Source organism: Mycobacterium sp. 141 (assembly GCF_000382405.1).
In the GTDB taxonomy this organism is placed as follows: domain Bacteria; phylum Actinomycetota; class Actinomycetes; order Mycobacteriales; family Mycobacteriaceae; genus Mycobacterium.
The window spans coordinates 25,253-42,114 of the sequence record NZ_KB908270.1 but is presented as its reverse complement, the minus strand read 5'-3'; the positions used below and the strand labels follow the sequence as shown (position 1 = coordinate 42,114).

At 64.1% G+C, this 16,862-nt stretch carries 14 protein-coding genes and 1 tRNA gene; 12 read left to right on the top strand and 3 right to left on the bottom strand.

The window, feature by feature from the left end; all coding sequences use genetic code 11:
* Nucleotides 1-28 precede the first annotated feature (28 nt).
* From H276_RS23240 to H276_RS0118020, 4 genes are all read left to right on the top strand, one after another.
* Nucleotides 29-1,075 (top strand): hypothetical protein, encoded by a 1,047-nt coding sequence (locus tag H276_RS23240; RefSeq protein WP_155943156.1) that lies wholly within the window; start codon nt 29-31, stop codon nt 1,073-1,075.
* Nucleotides 1,062-1,910, top strand: coding sequence for a hypothetical protein (locus H276_RS0118030; RefSeq protein WP_155943155.1), 849 nt, complete (start codon nt 1,062-1,064; stop codon nt 1,908-1,910). The genes H276_RS23240 and H276_RS0118030 overlap by 14 nt, the downstream gene beginning before the upstream one ends.
* A gap of 196 nt (nt 1,911-2,106) precedes the next feature.
* A complete protein-coding gene (locus tag H276_RS0118025) occupies nt 2,107-3,105 on the top strand; it encodes a DUF3644 domain-containing protein (RefSeq protein WP_019972686.1) in 999 nt (332 codons plus the stop codon).
* A 582-nt stretch (nt 3,106-3,687) separates the two neighbouring features.
* The gene (locus tag H276_RS0118020) at nt 3,688-4,434 is read left to right on the top strand and encodes a hypothetical protein (RefSeq protein WP_019972685.1); all 747 of its coding nucleotides are present in this window, start codon (nt 3,688-3,690) and stop codon (nt 4,432-4,434) included.
* Between the two features lie 8 nt (nt 4,435-4,442).
* Here the strand turns inward: H276_RS0118020 and H276_RS0118015 are convergent, their stop codons facing one another.
* Complete coding sequence (locus H276_RS0118015; RefSeq protein WP_019972684.1) at nt 4,443-4,988, bottom strand: hypothetical protein; 546 nt, start codon at nt 4,986-4,988, stop codon at nt 4,443-4,445.
* 84 nt (nt 4,989-5,072) lie between these two features.
* Between H276_RS0118015 and H276_RS23680 the strand changes: the two genes are divergently transcribed.
* From H276_RS23680 to H276_RS0118000, 3 genes are read left to right on the top strand one after another with little or no spacing between them, the layout of a single operon-like run.
* Complete coding sequence (locus tag H276_RS23680; protein ID WP_019972683.1) at nt 5,073-5,828, top strand: MazG nucleotide pyrophosphohydrolase domain-containing protein; 756 nt, start codon at nt 5,073-5,075, stop codon at nt 5,826-5,828.
* A 21-nt stretch (nt 5,829-5,849) separates the two neighbouring features.
* The gene (locus H276_RS0118005; RefSeq protein ID WP_155943154.1) at nt 5,850-8,276 is read left to right on the top strand and encodes an ATP-binding protein; all 2,427 of its coding nucleotides are present in this window, start codon (nt 5,850-5,852) and stop codon (nt 8,274-8,276) included.
* 35 nt (nt 8,277-8,311) lie between these two features.
* Nucleotides 8,312-8,830 carry a hypothetical protein gene (locus H276_RS0118000; protein ID WP_019972681.1) on the top strand — a complete coding sequence of 173 codons (519 nt, stop codon included), beginning with the start codon at nt 8,312-8,314 and terminating at the stop codon, nt 8,828-8,830.
* Nucleotides 8,831-8,847: 17 nt separating this feature from the next.
* Here H276_RS0118000 and H276_RS0117995 read toward each other — a convergent pair whose 3' ends face one another.
* Nucleotides 8,848-9,465 (bottom strand): hypothetical protein, encoded by a 618-nt coding sequence (locus tag H276_RS0117995; RefSeq protein ID WP_155943153.1) that lies wholly within the window; start codon nt 9,463-9,465, stop codon nt 8,848-8,850.
* A 433-nt stretch (nt 9,466-9,898) separates the two neighbouring features.
* Nucleotides 9,899-9,981: transfer RNA gene (locus tag H276_RS0117990), tRNA-Leu, on the bottom strand.
* A gap of 261 nt (nt 9,982-10,242) precedes the next feature.
* Between H276_RS0117990 and H276_RS0117985 the strand changes: the two genes are divergently transcribed.
* The 5 genes from H276_RS0117985 to pbpA all read left to right on the top strand — a co-directional run bounded on the left by H276_RS0117985 (nt 10,243) and on the right by pbpA (nt 16,843).
* Complete coding sequence (locus H276_RS0117985) at nt 10,243-11,757, top strand: DUF3662 and FHA domain-containing protein (protein WP_019972679.1); 1,515 nt, start codon at nt 10,243-10,245, stop codon at nt 11,755-11,757.
* Between the two features lie 130 nt (nt 11,758-11,887).
* On the top strand, nt 11,888-12,355 hold the full coding sequence (locus tag H276_RS0117980) for an FHA domain-containing protein (RefSeq protein WP_018602954.1): 468 nt from the start codon (nt 11,888-11,890) through the stop codon (nt 12,353-12,355).
* Nucleotides 12,356-12,429: 74 nt separating this feature from the next.
* Complete coding sequence (locus tag H276_RS0117975) at nt 12,430-13,956, top strand: PP2C family serine/threonine-protein phosphatase (protein WP_019972678.1); 1,527 nt, start codon at nt 12,430-12,432, stop codon at nt 13,954-13,956.
* Complete coding sequence (locus tag H276_RS0117970; protein ID WP_019972677.1) at nt 13,953-15,368, top strand: FtsW/RodA/SpoVE family cell cycle protein; 1,416 nt, start codon at nt 13,953-13,955, stop codon at nt 15,366-15,368. Before H276_RS0117975 ends, H276_RS0117970 begins: the two co-directional genes overlap by 4 nt.
* Nucleotides 15,365-16,843 (top strand): D,D-transpeptidase PbpA, encoded by a 1,479-nt coding sequence (pbpA, locus tag H276_RS0117965; RefSeq protein ID WP_019972676.1) that lies wholly within the window; start codon nt 15,365-15,367, stop codon nt 16,841-16,843. Before H276_RS0117970 ends, pbpA begins: the two co-directional genes overlap by 4 nt.
* Nucleotides 16,844-16,862: the final 19 nt, after the last annotated feature.

The window sequence follows — 16,862 nt, the reverse complement described above, 5'->3', positions numbered from 1 at the left end:
TTACAGCCGGGGAATACCCTGGCTAACTGTGACGACCGACCCGAGGGAGCGCCTTCTGCGGATGGCGGTCTTGATGTGGAGTAATGCCGACCGAGCCGCTAGGGCGTGGCGGATGGGCGAGTGGGCGCTGCTGCACCAGGTCCGCGCCGACGGCAGCAGCAAGCCCCTGGATCCGTCCCATTTTGTTCCGGACAGGGGAAGCAGCCTCGACCTCGATGACAGACACTTCTTACCCGAGCTTGGCGCGAATTTCGTCAGCTCGACGGCGCGGTTTCCTGCGATGAACGCAGCCGAGTGTCTTGTTGGGGCATCCCAGGCGTTCGGGGCATCGTTGGAGCAGAAGCGCACGAGCACACTGTCGACCGGGATCCTGTGCCGCAGCGCCATCGAGAGCGCCGCCAAGACCATCTGGCTTCTCGCCGATCCCAACCGCGCCGTCCGGCGCGCTCGCTCGCTGGGCTACACCGAGCGTGAGATCGGCTACCAGAAGAAGTACATCGCCGTCGAGACGCGCTTTCTCGAGGTGCGCACTGACGAGCGCCGCGACGCCGCGCGCCAGAGTTTCGCCGAGACGGAGCAGCAGTTTCGAGAGCGGTTGAACTTCCTGACGTCGCTACCGAAGGCGGCCCGACAGCGGCCGCCCTCAGACTATGAGTTCTTTGTCCGCTGGGCCGGGGAATGGATCGACCAGAATCCGCCGCCGCACATCACTGATGCCGACGAATTGCCGCACGGGATGTCGATCGGGGCCGAGCGCTTCTACACCGTCGGATCGAGCTTCGTACACGGATACAAATGGATGACCGCCTATCTCGGCACCGAAGAGAACGTTCTCACCCAACTCGCTGAGAGTCTTGCCGCGGCGGTCATCATGACCGAGTGCGCGGTGGCGCTATACGAGGCCCAGGCGACGCACCCCGCCCGAGCCCGAGTGCGCCGCAAGAACTACCCCGACCATCTGGACCCGACGGTGTCGCTGTGGGCAGACCGATACGGCCTACCCGCACCAGCAATGGGGGAATCCATTCCGATGCTCACTCGACAGCAAGCGGAGGCTGGCCATGAGACAGTCTGAGCCGCAACGGATCACCGGCTGGTTTCACCTTCCCGAGGATCCCAGTAGGCGTATGCCGGGAGTGCTGACTTGGGAGCCCGATGACGGTGCGACCCTGGAGCTGATCGGTGGGTTCTCGCCGGGACCCGAGCTCCGCCGTAATCCTACCGGCGGATGGGTAGCTACTAACTTCGTGGGCGACGTGCGGCCGGGGACCATCTACGGAGAAACTGCTACCGGACAACAGATTTCCATCTGGGACGCTCAGCGGGGCAGTCACACGGTCGGTTTCGGCGGCGCCGTGAGTGAGGAGTTCTGGCATTCCTCCTGGATGTGCGTCGGTGCGCACATCATCAGCCCGCAGGAGCCGTCATTCGTCAAAGCCACCATCGCCATCGACGAGCTTTACTACCTCACCGACGACGGCAGGTTCTGCGCACCGCAGTGGGCGACGATCGAAGGCGTGGAACATCCGGGCGAAAAGCAGCCCGACGGCACATTGTTGACTCCGTACATTCTCCCAGTCGTCGGCGGTTACCGAGCTGAGTACGCGCGAGCTGACACCTCAGACGCGTCGTATGCGATCGGAACCACCGCAACGCGACCATGGATAAGTCCAGCGACAGAGGCCATGCCGGAACTGAAGCTCGACATGATGACGACCAACCTCCGCAGCGGCCCACAGGTTCGCCTACAGGTCGTCGCCCACGCCTGTATTGAGCTGCCGAACAAAGCACCTGGGTCGGTGGCCGACTTCGCGGATCGGAAGCCAGCCGTCGACGACCTCGTTCAACTGGCTACATTCGAGTCCTGCGGTACCTCGAACATCACCCTTCACACCGTCAGCGATCGATAGTGATCGAACAACTCAAAGTCCCTCAGCCAGGCCAATCTGGGCGTTGCGACGGTGTCCTCATCGGTAGTGCCGTTACCTTGCTCAGTACGGTCACCACCGCGAGTAACTTCAAGAGCTTGCACGGTCAATGCGTCGGCACGCCGGTGCCGGCGCATCACGCGGTCTCGCCGACTACAATCACTGGGAGGGAGCCCAAATGGGGGCGCCGTATGTGTCGATCCGGCGGCTGGCGGACAACTCGATGGCCGCAATGCTCGCCGCGGTCGAGCTGTACAACAAGCCGCAGATCACCTACCGGGATGAACTGGCCGTCATGCTAGTCGTCAATGCGTGGGAGTTGGCGTTGAAGGCGGCGCTGCGGCGCAACCGGTCCTCCATCTACTACCCCAAGAGGCCGGGCGAGAAGTACCGCACGATCGGCCTCGACGATGCCTTGAATCGCGTGGGGCACTACGGTTTGTGGCCCCAGGGCATTGATGGCATGGGGGTTACGGCCAACGTCAAAGCCCTGTCCGAGTACCGGAACCGTGCTATCCACCTCTACAACGCCCGGGGGTTGGGTGCAGTCATTCACCCGTTTCTGCAGCAGAACGTGTTGAACTATCGAGACTTCATGCTGGAGACGTTCAACAAAGATCTTGCCGACTCGATGACCTGGCAGCTGCTCCCGTTGGGTGCCGTCGCACCCGCAGATGCTGTGTCCTTTATGCGTGTGGATACGAGTTCGGCGATGGTCACCGAGGTTCAGGAGTTCATCGGCGAGCTGCGCTCGATGATGGATGCGGTGGAGACTGGCGGTGGGGACGTGGCCCGGATCGCCACTATCTACGACATCAACCTACGGTCGGTGAAGAAGATGAGCAGCGCTGACCTCGTCGTAGCGGTGTCCCCGGACGCAACCGGACAAGTCGTGGTGAAAAAGTCCGACCCGAACGTCACGCACCCCTTCAGCCTGAAGGAGTTGCTAGACCGCGTGAATGGCAAACGAAAGGGCCGCTCCCTCACCACCTATGACCACCAAGCGATTTCATGGAAGGAAGACCTGCGCAGTAAAGAGACGTATGCCTGGAAACACAGTAAGGGCGTCTCCTACGCGTGGTCGCCGGCCGCTGTGACCTACCTCGTCTCGCTGACCGACGAGGACTACGACCGCGTGCGCGCCGAATACAAGGCCGCCCAACAGGCAAAGAAGTGAGCGCGGGCCGTCACCGGGATTCCAGATCCCGAACCGGCGCGAGCACGTTGTTGTCGCTTGCACGGGTTAGACGTTCCATCCAAGGGCATCGGTCACGCGGCAAAGTCACCGAACATCCCACTGAGACTGGGCTGCAAGCGTGATCGAGACCTGCCAGGAGGTGCGCGTCGAGTACCACTGAGTGTCGTAGAGGCTCAGTTTGGCCAGGACGTCGTACTTCTTTGCGCGATTCCGCGCAGAGAAGGTGAACAGGAGTCTTCGACTGGGTCGCCGGCATGGTAGCGCCGCTACTCGGTTCGGTTTGTATAGATCCGTCGGTTAAATCGCATTGAAGTTCCCATCGACGCTTCTTGTAGCTGGTGAACGATTCGGGGAACCGAGTAATGGCAATGGCGCACCGACTTTCTGCACCGCTGGTCTATCCTGCGCAGGAGCACTGCCGGACCGAACCGAACGCGTTGGTGGGCTGCGCATAATGACCTCCGACCTACGAGAACGCCCTTGAGCGGAGAGACGACGATGCCGAACCGACGGGCCGGGAGCGTGGCTTCAGTCCATCCAACGATTACCCCGGCACGTGGCGTGACGCGTTTGCGCGACGTCGATACCCGACTTCGAAGACATCTGGAGGCCGGAGGTGAGAGCCGCACCCATATCGAGCAGATGGCGATCGATTTCGGGCTGCTCGCGCGGTGCGTGTTGCCGGAGGATTCGGCAGCACACCCCTCGTTGAAGGAAGGGGGTTTCATTCAGCGCATGCGAGCCGGCGGGCGAGTGGCGTGGGACGTCTATGGCGAACGGCTCTTCGATATCGCCCCGCAGTGGGCGAGTGACACGTGCCGGGGGTGGGCGGCGTTCGCGGTACCGCTGTCGGGCCGACCGATACGAGAGCAACTCACCCTAGCGGGCGTATTCGCCGAAGACGCGCATTTCGCGGTCCGTGAGTGGGCATGGCTGGGCGTCAGGCCAACTGTTGCCGCGGATCCCCGTGCGGCCGTCGCTGTGCTCACAAACAGTGCGCGAGGCGCTTCCGAACGTGGGAGGCGTTTCGCCAGCGAAGTGACCCGTCCGCGCGGCGTCTGGTCGGCGCATATTCCGCTCCTGAAGGAAGAGCCCGAGATCGCCTTCGGCTTACTCGACGAACTGGTGTCGGATACGTCGCGTTACGTGACGACCTCGGTCGGAAACTGGCTCAACGACGCCGGCAGGACACGGCCGGAGTTCGTGTACGAGTCCTGTGCTCGTTGGGCTGAACGACATCCGACGACTTTTCCGCGAGTTCGACGTTTGGCGTTGCGCAACCTCGCAGACCGCCACGAACCAGCTTGACGCGCCGCTCATCCCGGCGGAGTGTGCGGCATCAGTAATTGCGTCAGGGCGGCCGATTTGCTCTTAAGGGCGACGTTGCTGAGTTCGTACCGTGACCGCAGGGCCGCCAATTCTGCCTCCCGTGCGGCGAGTGTCGTCTTCAACTCCTCCAACTCGCAGTGCGACTGTTTGGCACCCTCTAACAGGACATCGGATCCGACGCTCAACTCGAGTGCTGCGGCCCGTGCCGCGGCCAGTTCAAGCCGCAGCGCCTCGACGGTCGTGCTTTCAGCAGCGGCTAGTCGCGAGCGCAGATCGGCAATGATGGCGTCACGCTCGGCGAGTGCACGGGCGAGTTTGCTACGGGATAGGACGCTGCCGCGTTCGTGATCCCTCTCGTAGTCGAGCAGCGAACGCGCCCATACCCTCGGCGCACCTTTGGGCGCCCGTCCGAGGTACTCCGGGCCGGCCAGTAAGCCGTCATCGAGTAACTGGTTGACGCGCTGGGTGCTGATCTCGAGCCGGTCGGCAGCCTCAGCCAGCGTCAACGCAGGCTCGGACGTTGAGGCAGCCATTAATCCAGGGTATGTAAGTAAATCGAGAAACGCCACCGTCGCGTCGCTTCGTGCGGGCGGGCCAAACCCTATACTCTTACTTACATGAGCGCGGAAGCTATCGGCCGCTTCGAACGGGACATTCCGGCACTGCGGGTCGTGATCTGCGGAACGTACCGTAAGGGCTTTGAAACCCTGCGCGAGGACTATGGGACCCTCGGGTCTCGGTACGAGATCCTTTCACCCGTCAGTCTGGATTTCATCGACCGCGATAGTACGTTCGTTCGGCTCCCCTCGGAGGTCAACGAGGCGATGTCACAGATCGAGCAGCGTCATATCGCGGCGCTCGCCGAGGCTGACTTCGTTTGGTTGCACGCACCAGACGGATACACCGGCGCCAGCGCCATGTTCGAACTCGGCTACGCTCGTGCCCTCGGATTACCAATCTTCGCGCGCGAACCGCTGCAGGAGGGAGCCTTTCAGCCGCACGTGACGACCGTGGCTACACCCGACGATATCTGTCTGCGCCAGGAACACCACGCGCCGGGCAACGGGCTTCGAGGTTTGCAGCGCTACTACGAGCGGGCGGCACTCAGACGTGGATGGGCATCGGAATCAGTGCAGGACACAATGCTGCTGCTGACCGAGGAGATCGGGGAACTCGCCCGAGCGCTGCGGAAATCGGCTGGCATACAGCGGGATCAGGGTTGGGAGGGCCAAGATGTCGCCGAGGAACTGGCCGACGTCCAGCTGTACCTGGTACACCTGGCTAACATTTCCGGCGTCGAACTCGCCGACGCCGTTACGAACAAGGAATTGGTCAACGCTGAGCGTGCCGCGGGACAAGTTACTGTCGCCTGAGTCAGAATCCAATGCGTGCCAGTGTTGGAGGATTTCGCGACCGCACGCAAGAACGCGCAGGAGTTCACGCGTGGCCAGACGGCGGGTGTGAGCCGGTTCTGGGACCCTCGTCATAGTCGATTCTTCCGCAATGAGAAGGAGCGCGTCGACTCAGACGTAGTTGCTAGCGATCCGTCGGCGGCCGCTACTGACAACACCCAACCACCTGAAAACACCCAACCACCGGTCGACGACGGACCCCCTCCGCGTCCGAAGCCGAAACGCTTGACGAGCACGGTAACTTGCCTCGAATCTCTACTGGAGGCGCCGGACAGCTCGGAAGATTCCGATAAAGATTTCAGTCCGGCCTGGGCACACCATGCGCTTGTGGACTTCATGCGCCTGGCGTTGACACCTATGTCCCAATGGGAAAGCGACGAGGCCGCGTGGGTGTACTGCCGGGTGCGCACGCTCGGTGGCGCGTTGCGCCTAATCAACGGTGGCATAACCGTTTTCAACGCCGAGCAACAAGCTACTGCCCGGCAGTTCCTACGCGAGGCCTGGGACTCGCGGGACGACACCGGAGGCGCATTCGGTTTGAGGGAGCGCACAAGTGCCCCCGATTCCGAATCCGCGCCGACCGAGGAGGGCTACTACCCGCCCAACGCGTTCCTAACTTATTGGGGGTTGCTCGCCGCAGACGCGTTCTCCGAGCACGAAGCGGGGCCCGTCGTTTCCGACGAAGAAAAATTCGCCGCATACGATTGGTTGCGAGCCAACCTCGGCTTCCAGATCGCGATGCACTACATCGGATCCACTCATGCCGATCCCCAACAACTCGCGTGGTCGCTGTGTGGACTCGTGCGTTTCGGCCCCGACGGTGTCCTCGGCAACTCCGTATCGGCTGATCGGCAACTCCTCGTCGCCGGCCTGCGGGCGTTCTTCCAGCAGCAACGCAACAAGACCTGGTCGATCGGTGCGCCGCTGTTTCACTTCCGCACAGCTGGCAACGCGTACTCCTACATCTACGAAACCCTAGCCGAACTCATATCACTCGCTACGAGCAGGGACCTCGCCAAAAACGCCGCCGAAGCCCTGGCGGCCGCGTTACGTGAGCACAGTCAGGAAATGCTCCTGGCGCTGGAATACGCAGAAGAGACGTCCCAATATCTCGGCGACGACAGCCGAGGATGGAGTTCTGGCCACCACCCGCACCGGGACAGCCCCGAGTGCTGGGCGACCGCATCAGTGTATCGGTTCGGACAGGCCCTGCGACGCCTGTTCGGGATGTGGAGCTCCGCAGCGGCCAAAGCTGCGCTTGATGCTCGGCGACCGAGTGGGGGGCTGGCTGATCTTGGAGACCGCGGCGAGACATGGAACCTTGGGAAGGGCACGGCCGGAGTCATCCTCGCGACTACATACGTCCATCCGACGTGTCTCTCGCAACAGCGGATGGAGGCCAGAACCCGCTTTCATCACGATCCCGATCGGCAATTGCTCGACGAAACCCAGGCACGATCGGCGATGCTCTTCGGCCCCCCGGGCACCGGGAAAACCGCATTGGCTGAGTTCGTCGCCAGCGCCATCGGATGGGACTTCATCGAGGTGACTCCCGCGCAGTTCCTCGACCAGGGGGTCGACCACGTTAGTGCACGCGCCGACGCCATCTTCCGTCAGATCATGGAGCTGGATCGCTGTGTCGTGTTGTTCGACGAGATCGACGAGCTCATTCGGAATCGCAGCGGTGAGACCGAGAGTATCGAGCGGTTCTTTACCACGACGATGTTGCCTCGCCTGGCTAAGATGTGGAGCTCGCGGCGAGTGCTGTTCTTCGTCAACACGAACAACATCGCCAAGGTCGACACCGCCATTGCCCGCAGTCAAAGGTTTGATCGACTGGTGTTCGTACTGCCGCCGGACTACCCAAAAAAGAAGCGGATGCTCGCGAAGGCCGGCATCACGTTGAACGTCGAGAACGACAAGATCAACAACGCGCTTCTGGATAGGGCGTTCGGATCGAACGCTGAAAAGCGCATAGGCTGGTTTGCGGCAATCCGCTACGACCAGATGGGCGCTCTGGTCGCTCAGCTCAGGGGACGGAACTCCGTCAACGAGACCGTCCTCATCGAAGCCATGACTCCGATCGTCTCGGAACTTGCTCAGCTGGACTGGGAGGCGAACCTCGTCAACGGCGAAAAACTGCCAGATGTCGAGTCGCTGCACGTGTTCGAGCGACAGGATGCACGCCTATGGCATAGCGCCCGCATCGATGCCGACACATTCGAACCCGAAGGGGTCGAGGTTGCCACCGTTGGTGGTACGCGGTGGGCGGTGATCAACGATATGACCGGCGATCCGCAGCAATGGGCGGTCCAGCGGGGTATGGAGTTGACGGCAACGGGCGTTCTCAAGCCAGCCGCTGGGCAGCCGGGCCCGGACCCCGAAGACGCAGCCGGCGGCAGTCCGTAATGGCACCCGGCCTGGTTGCTCCGACGGTAATACTCATGGCCGGACCCATCGCGGTCGGCAAAACCGCAGTCGCACAACAGCTAGCGGCGGATCTCGGCGCCGAGGTCGTGTCGGTACGTCGCGCCCTGGTCGAAGTTCTCGGACTGAGCACGACCGCCAGCCGCGACACACTGCAACGCGAGGGTGCCGACCTAGATCGCCGGACACGGGGTGCCTGGCTCGTCGATTATCTGATCGAACGCACGGATCGGGGAGTGGCACCCCTCGTCGTCGACAGCCTCCGGACCGTTTTGCAGACGGAACCCGTCTTGCTGAATGTGGCCAACGCCCGCCTGTTCTACCTCGCCGCGCACTTGGTCACAAGACGGCGGCGGTACGGGATCGCGAGCGCGACCGACCCCGTGAAGCGTTCCGTGCCGTTCGACGAGGCGATGAACCACCCGACGGAGCAACGCGTCGTTGAACTGCGCAGTCTCGCGCGACTCGTCATCGACACTGACGACCTCACCATTCGCGAGGTCGCCGACATCGTCGGCGATGCGCTAACCGACTAGAGGGATCGACCACGCTGTCAAGCCTCCGCAAGAAAGCTGCTCAACATGACGGTTAGACCCGACGCGGCTTGATGCAGCGCGGGATCACTGACTACCGGTTCCCGGCAGGCGAGTCGACCCGACACCCGGTCGCCGATGTCAGACAGCAGTCGGTGCCCTTCGTCGATCGCATGATCGGGGTCGAGCAACAGGGTTCCGCGGCTCTCGGAAACCTTCTCGGCGTATGCGATCAACGGTGCGGCTGCCGTCGACGCCACACCCACCAACGAACGAACCGTCAGGTCTTTCGGTACCTCGCTGCAGTAGACGGGAACACTGCAAGCGAGCGCATGCCCGATCTCGAGGCACACTGACAGCCCTACGCGGCCCTCCGGCGCGACCACCCACAAGTAATCGGACGCGCTGATGGCGGCGAAATGGCGTTGCTGCAATAGCCTGATGACGCGACTGCGATCGCTAGCGACAAAGACGAAACCGTCCAGCTCGCCGACCGCACGGGGATCTTCCGGCGATAGGACCTCTGCCCCCGCCTCGCCGAGAAGAGCGACCGCCTCCTCGATTTCGGCGAGGCTGCGACGAAAGCTGCCCGAGACGGTCACCCGCGGGCGACGTCCGTCCCCACGCACCAATCTCATATGAACCTCACCCCGTACGAACCTGCGCTCGTGCCACCACACCGAAGGTGTGCTCGGCAGCTCCAAGCCGACCGACTCCTTCGAGACTAACGAGCCTCGGCGGCTCGTGCCGCCCAGCCCGCGTCCACATCGACTCGAGGAGTCTGGCTGTGAGTTCGGCGCCGACTGAAGACCACAGGCTGGAATCAAACTCGATGGTCCGACCGACGGGCACGTCACTCGGCGGCGAGCGGATCGCCGCCAACGACATCACTGTGAAGCTTCGCCGCGATCTAGCTGGCCTAGGCGCTCCGAGTTGATCTGGGATCCATGCGACAAAGTCCCCACAGTCCGCGTTCACCACTGCAGCGCAACTCGGAGGCACAAACACAAAGGTCACGACCCATTTCTGGATCGTGACCTAAGCGCCTGGAGTTCGTAGAACTCCTCATAGTGGGCGAAGGGGGACTTGAACCCCCACGTCCCGAAGGACACTGGCACCTGAAGCCAGCGCGTCTGCCATTCCGCCACTCGCCCGAGCAACCGGGGCAGCCTATCACTGCGGTCGTACGGTTCCCAAACCGCGACGTTCGAGGCCACTCATAGCACAAAGGATGGTTCACGTCATCAAGATCAGGTCACTGACCTGCAGCGATCTGATTCTCAGAGTTCTGTTGGTCCCGCACGGTCGCGCAGGGCCGATACCATTCATGTGAGCAGTGTGGCCAGAGCGACACGCGGTGGCTTCGGTTGCCGGGTGCGCACCACGAACGACGATGAGCGAAGGCGGGCGGTGATATGGGTCTTGTCGACCGCATCGAACGCAAGCTCGAGTCCACGGTGGGTGATGCATTCGCGCGGGTCTTCGGCGGCTCGATCGTCCCACAGGAAGTGGAGTCGATGCTGCGCCGCGAGGCGCAGGCCGGCGCCCGCACCGTAGGCAGCGGCCAAGTTTTGGCGCCGAACGCCTACGTAATTACTCTCAGTGACACTGACTATCAGAAGGTAAGCGCCGATACTGACCTGACCGCGTCCGCTTTCGCCAAACATCTGGGGGGATTTATCCATGATCAGGGGTGGCAAACGTATGGTGATGTGGTCGTCAGATTCGAGCAATCACCGAACTTGCACACCGGACAGTTCCGCGCACACGGCGCGGTCAACCCCGATTCCGCCGTCGGCGAGTCCGCACGAGTGCATCGCGACCAGGCGTTCACCGCAGAATCAGGAGAACCATCTATGACCGACAATCCGAGCTACCGCGGCGGCCAGGGACAAGGTCGGCCTGGCGACGACTACTTCGATGAACGGCACGGACGCCAGCAGGATGACCAGCGCGGCGGGTATCCCCCACAGGACGACCAGCGCGGCGGGTATCCCCCACAGGACGACCAGCGCGGCGGGTATCCCCCACAGGACGATCAACGTGCCGGATATCCCGCGCAGGACGACCATGACCAGCGCGGCGGCTACCCTCCGCAGGAGCAGCCGGGCGGCTACCCGCCTCGCGGCGGAGGCTATAGCGACCAGGGCGGCTACCCCGATCAGGGTGGTTACCCGGATCGCGGCGGCTACCCCGACCAGGGTGGTTACCCGGAGCAGCGCGGCGGCTACGACCAGCGCGGCGGTGGCGGCTACGGCCAGCCCAGCGGCTACGGTCAGCAGCCCGGCGGGTACGGCCCGCCCCAAGGTGGCGGGTACGGCGGTCCGCCCGTCCCCGGCCCCAGTTCCGACTATGACTATGGCCGTCAGCCGGGCGGGCGCCCGGACGACTACGGCCGGCACGAAGGCCGTCCGGGCGGCTACCCCGACCAAGGCGGCTACGGTGGGCAGCCCTATGACCAGCGCGGCGGCTACGGCCAGCCACAGCAGGATTACGGTCCACAGGATTACGGCCACGGCTATCCGGATCAGGGCTACGGCGACCAGGGCGGCTACGGCGACCAGGGGCGTGATTACGACTACGGCCAGGACGGTGGTCAGGGCGGGTACGGCGGCTATGCCGGCGCCGATTACCAGGCCGGCGGTGCGATAGTCACCCTGCAACTCGATGACGGCAGCGGCCGGACCTACCAGCTGCGTGAAGGCGCCAACGTGATCGGCCGCGGCCAGGACGCCCAATTCCGGCTGCCGGACACCGGGGTGTCGCGTCGGCACCTCGAGATCCGGTGGGACGGCCAGGTCGCCCTGCTCTCGGACTTGAACTCCACCAACGGCACCACTGTGAACAACGCCCCGGTGCAGGAATGGCAGCTGGCCGACGGTGACGTCATCCGGCTGGGCCATTCCGAGATCATCGTGCGCGTGCACTGAGGTATCGGACCGGACACACCGGGGTGGCTAGCAACCCGCTTCACCCTCATCCCAGTCGCCGTCCAAGTATCGTGACGATGCCGCAGGGCACGGAACGACACCGTTGGCACGGGTACGGAGAGGACGTCAGATGCAGGGGTTAGTGCTGCAGCTGACGCGCGTCGGGTTTCTGTTGCTGCTGTGGTTATTCATCTGGTCGGTGCTGCGGATCCTGCGCACCGATATCTACGCACCGACCGGCGCGGTCATGGTCCGTCGTGGGTTGGCGTTGCGCGGTTCGCTGCTGCCCAGCCGTCAACGCAGGCATATCGCCAGGCAGATGGTTGTCACCGAAGGCGCGCTTGCCGGCACCCGCATCACGCTGAGCTCCCAGCCGGTGCTGATCGGCCGGGCCGACGACTCGACGCTGGTGCTCACAGATGATTACGCCTCGACGCGCCACGCCCGACTGTCGCCACGCGGTTCGGAGTGGTACGTGGAGGACCTAGGATCGACCAACGGCACATACCTTGACAGGGCGAAGGTGACAACAGCGGTAAGGGTTCCCATTGGCACGCCGGTGCGAATCGGCAAGACGGTAATAGAGCTTCGGCCGTGACCCCGCGTATGCGAGGAGCGAAATGACGCCGCGCACGCGAGGAGCACAATGAACGCGCGCACGCGAGGAGCGAAATGACCCTCGTGCTTCGATATGCCGCGCGCAGTGACCGCGGCCTGGTCCGCGCCAACAACGAGGACTCCGTCTATGCGGGCGCGCGGTTGCTCGCCCTGGCCGACGGTATGGGCGGACACGCCGCCGGTGAGGTGGCCTCACAGCTGGTCATCGCCGCGTTGGCCCATCTCGATGATGACGAACCCGGTGGCGACCTGCTCGGCAAGCTCAATTCGGCGGTGGCCGAAGGCAACTCGGCGATCGCCGCGCATGTCGAGGCCGATCCCGAGCTCGAGGGCATGGGGACGACGCTGACGGCGATCCTGTTCGCCGGCGGCCGGTTGGGCCTGGCGCACATCGGCGATTCGCGCGGCTACCTGATGCGCGACGGCGAATTGACCCAGATCACCAAGGACGACACCTTCGTCCAGACCTTGGTCGACGAGGGTCGCATCACCGCCGAGGAGGCGCACAGCCACCCGCAACGCTCGCTGATCATGCGGGCGCTCACAGGCCATGAGGTCGAGCCGACGCTGACGATGCGCGAGGCCAAGGCGGGTGACCGTTACCTGCTGTGCTCCGACGGGCTCTCTGATCCGGTCAGCCAGGAGACCATCCACGAGGCGCTGCAGATCGAGGACGTGACCGAATGCGCCGACCGGCTGATCGAATTGGCCTTGCGCGGCGGCGGTCCGGACAACGTCACAGTGGTGGTCGCCGACGTCGTCGACTACGACTACGGCCAGACTCAGCCGATCCTGGCCGGTGCGGTGTCCGGCGTGGACGACGACACGATCCCGCCGAATACTGCGGCGGGTCGCGCTTCGGCCTTCAACCCGCGGCGCAACGAACCCAAAAGGGTGGTCCCCCAACCCGCCGAACCGGCGCGTAAACCACGGTCCCGACGGCGTTACCTGATCGCCGCGATCGTGTTGGCACTGATCGTGCTCGCGGGCCTGGCGATCGGCCGACAGATCGTCCGTAGCAATTACTACGTCGGCGAGCACGACGGCGTCGTGGCGATCATGCGCGGTGTTCAGGGCTCGTTTCTCGGGATCTCCCTGCAGGAGCCCTACGGCCTGGGATGTCTGAACACCCGCAATGAACTCTCGCTGATCGGTGCCGGCGACAACCACGAAAACCTCGGCTGCCGATTGATGGCGGTCAGCGACATGCGTCCCTCCGAGCGGGCCCAGGTGACCGCGGGTTTGCCGGGTGGCACGCAGGATGAGGCCATCGCCCAGATCCAGGAGCTCGCGCGTAGTTCGGTGCTACCGGTGTGTGCCCCGCGTACCCCGCCGACCACCACGAGTCCTCCCCCGCCACGGCAAACCACCACAGCCAGTCGGGCACCGATGTCGGCACCGCCTTCCGCGCCGGCGACGACGACAACCGCCACGCTCTCCCCCGAACCGTCTCCAGAGACCACTGCGCACCCGCCGGGCGAATCGGTGCCCACGGAGCCTGCCCCGTCGTCAACACCCACCGCCACAGCGCTACCTCCCCCGTCGCAGGTACCGGGGACGGACTGCCGGGCGGTGTCATGACCACCGCACCCCAGTCGCCGGTTACCGTGACGCCGCCGCTACCCAACCGGCGCAACGCGGAACTGCTTCTGCTGGGGTTCGCGGCACTGATCACCACTGTCGCGTTATTGATCGTCGAGGCCAACCAGGAGCAGGGCATCACCTGGGATCTGCTGCAGTACACCGTCGGGTATCTCGCCCTCTTCGGCACCGCCCATCTGGCGGTACGCCGCTTCGCCCCCTACGCCGACCCGCTGCTGCTACCTGTGGTCGCGCTGCTCAACGGGCTCGGTCTGGTGATGATCCATCGCCTGGACCTGGCAAAAGGTACCTCGAACTCCGACGGTCTCGGCGGCACCGCCAACCAACAGATGCTGTGGACGCTGCTGGGGGTCGTGGCGTTCTCCGTGGTGGTCATCTTCCTGCACGATCACCGTATGCTGGCCCGCTACGGTTACGTCTGTGGGCTGACCGGCCTTGTGCTGCTGGTGATTCCCGCCCTGCTGCCGACGAAGTACTCCGAGCAATACGGCGCCAAGATCTGGATTCAGTTCAAGGGCTTCTCAATTCAACCAGCCGAGCTCTCCAAAATCCTGCTGCTCATCTTCTTCGCAGCCGTACTGGTGGCCAAGCGTGAGCTGTTCACCAGTGCCGGCAAACACGTCTTCGGCATTGACCTGCCGCGGCCCCGCGACCTGGCGCCGCTGTTGTTGGCGTGGATCGCGTCGGTCGGCGTCATGGTCTTCGAAAAAGACTTGGGCGCTTCACTTCTGCTCTACGCATCGTTCCTCACGCTGCTCTACATCGCCACCGAACGGCTCAGCTGGGTAGTCATCGGCCTGGCCCTGTTCGCCGCGGGAAGCGTTGTGGCGTATCACATTTTCGCCCACGTGCAGGTGCGGGTGCAGAACTGGTTGAATCCGTTCGCCGATCCTGACGGCGCCGGCTACCAGATGGTGCAGTCACTGTTCAGCTTTGCCACCGGTGGCATCTTCGGCACCGGCCTCGGCAACGGTCAGCCCGGCACGGTGCCGGAGGCTTCCACCGACTTCATCATCTCCGCCATCGGTGAAGAGCTCGGATTGGTCGGTCTCGCCGGCGTGCTGATGCTCTACACGATCCTGATCATCCGCGGCATGCGCACCGCCATCGCCGTGCGGGACAGCTTCGGCAAGCTGCTCGCCGGCGGGTTGTCCTCGACGCTGGCGATTCAGCTGTTCATCGTCGTCGGTGGCGTCACCAAGCTCATCCCGGAGAGCGGTCTCACCACGCCGTGGATGTCCTACGGCGGCTCGTCACTGTTGGCGAACTATGTGCTGCTGGCCATCCTGGTCCGGATCTCGCACGGTGCACGCAGGCCGATCACCACCACCCGGCAGCCCAACGTCACCCCGATCGCCGCGGCGAAGACCGAGGTGATCGAGAAGGTATGAATACCTCGCTGCGCCGGGTTGCCGTCACGATCATGGTGCTGATCGTGTTGTTGCTGGCCAACGCCACCCTGACCCAGGTCTTCACGGCCGACGGGCTCCGGGCCGACCCGCGCAATCAGCGTGTGCTGCTCGACGAGTACTCCCGCCAGCGCGGCCAGATCACCGCGGGCGGCCAGCTGCTGGCCTACTCGGTGTCGACCGACAACCGGTTCCGCTTCCTGCGGGTGTACCCCAATCCGCTGGTATACGCCCCGGTCACCGGGTTCTACTCGCTCGCTTACTCCAGCACCGGGCTGGAACGGGCCGAGGACACCATCCTCAACGGCTCCGACGAGCGGCTGTTCGGCCGCCGGTTGGCCGACTTCTTCACCGGTCGCAATCCGCGCGGCGGAAATGTCGACACGACGATCAAGCCGCAGGTGCAGCAAGCCGCCTGGGATGCCATGCAGAACGGCTGCGACAACAGCCCGTGCAAGGGTTCTGTGGTCGCGCTGGAACCCTCGACCGGCAAGATCCTGGCCATGGTGTCGTCGCCGTCGTACGACCCCAACCTGCTGGCCACCCACGACCTGAGCGCGCAGGCCGCCGCCTGGCAGAAGCTCCGCGATGACCAGGCGTCGCCGCTGCTCAACCGGGCGATTTCGGAGACTTACCCGCCGGGCTCCACGTTCAAGGTCATCACGACCGCCGCGGCACTGCAGGCCGGTGCCACCCCAGACACTCAGCTGACGTCGGCGGCGCGGACCAACTTGCCGGACAGCACGGCGACGCTGGAGAACTTCGGTGGCGCTCAGTGCGGTCCTGGCCCGACGGTGTCACTGCGGGAGGCTTTCGCCAAGTCCTGCAACACGGCATTCGTGCAGTTGGGCCTCGACACCGGCACCGACAAGCTCAAGAGCACCGCGCAGGCGTTCGGTCTGGACACCACGCCCCCGGCCATCCCGCTACAGGTCGCCGAATCCACCACCGGACCTATCGACGACGGTGCGGCGCTGGGAATGTCGAGCATCGGGCAGCGTGACGTGGCGATGACCCCGCTGCAGAACGCCGTGGTGGCCGCGACCGTCGCCAACGGCGGTGTCGCCATGCGGCCCTACCTGGTCGATAGCCTGAAAGGGCCCGACCTGGCCACCATCAGCACCACTGCCCCCGTCCAAGAGCGCCGGGCGGTGTCACCGCAGGTCGCCGCTACACTTACGAACTTGATGGTCGGCGCCGAGCAGGTGACGCAGCAGAAGGGAGCCATCGCCGGCGTGCAGATCGCTTCGAAAACCGGTACGGCGGAGCACGGGACAGACCCCCGCAACACTCCGCCGCACGCCTGGTACATCGCCTTTGCACCGGCCACGGACCCGAAGGTTGCGGTCGCGGTACTGGTCGAGGATGGCGGGGACCGGTTGTCGGCCACCGGCGGCGCACTGGCCGCCCCCATCGGACGCGCCACCATCGCGGCGGCGCTGCGGGAGGGATCATGAGTGACGCTTGCGGGCGGAT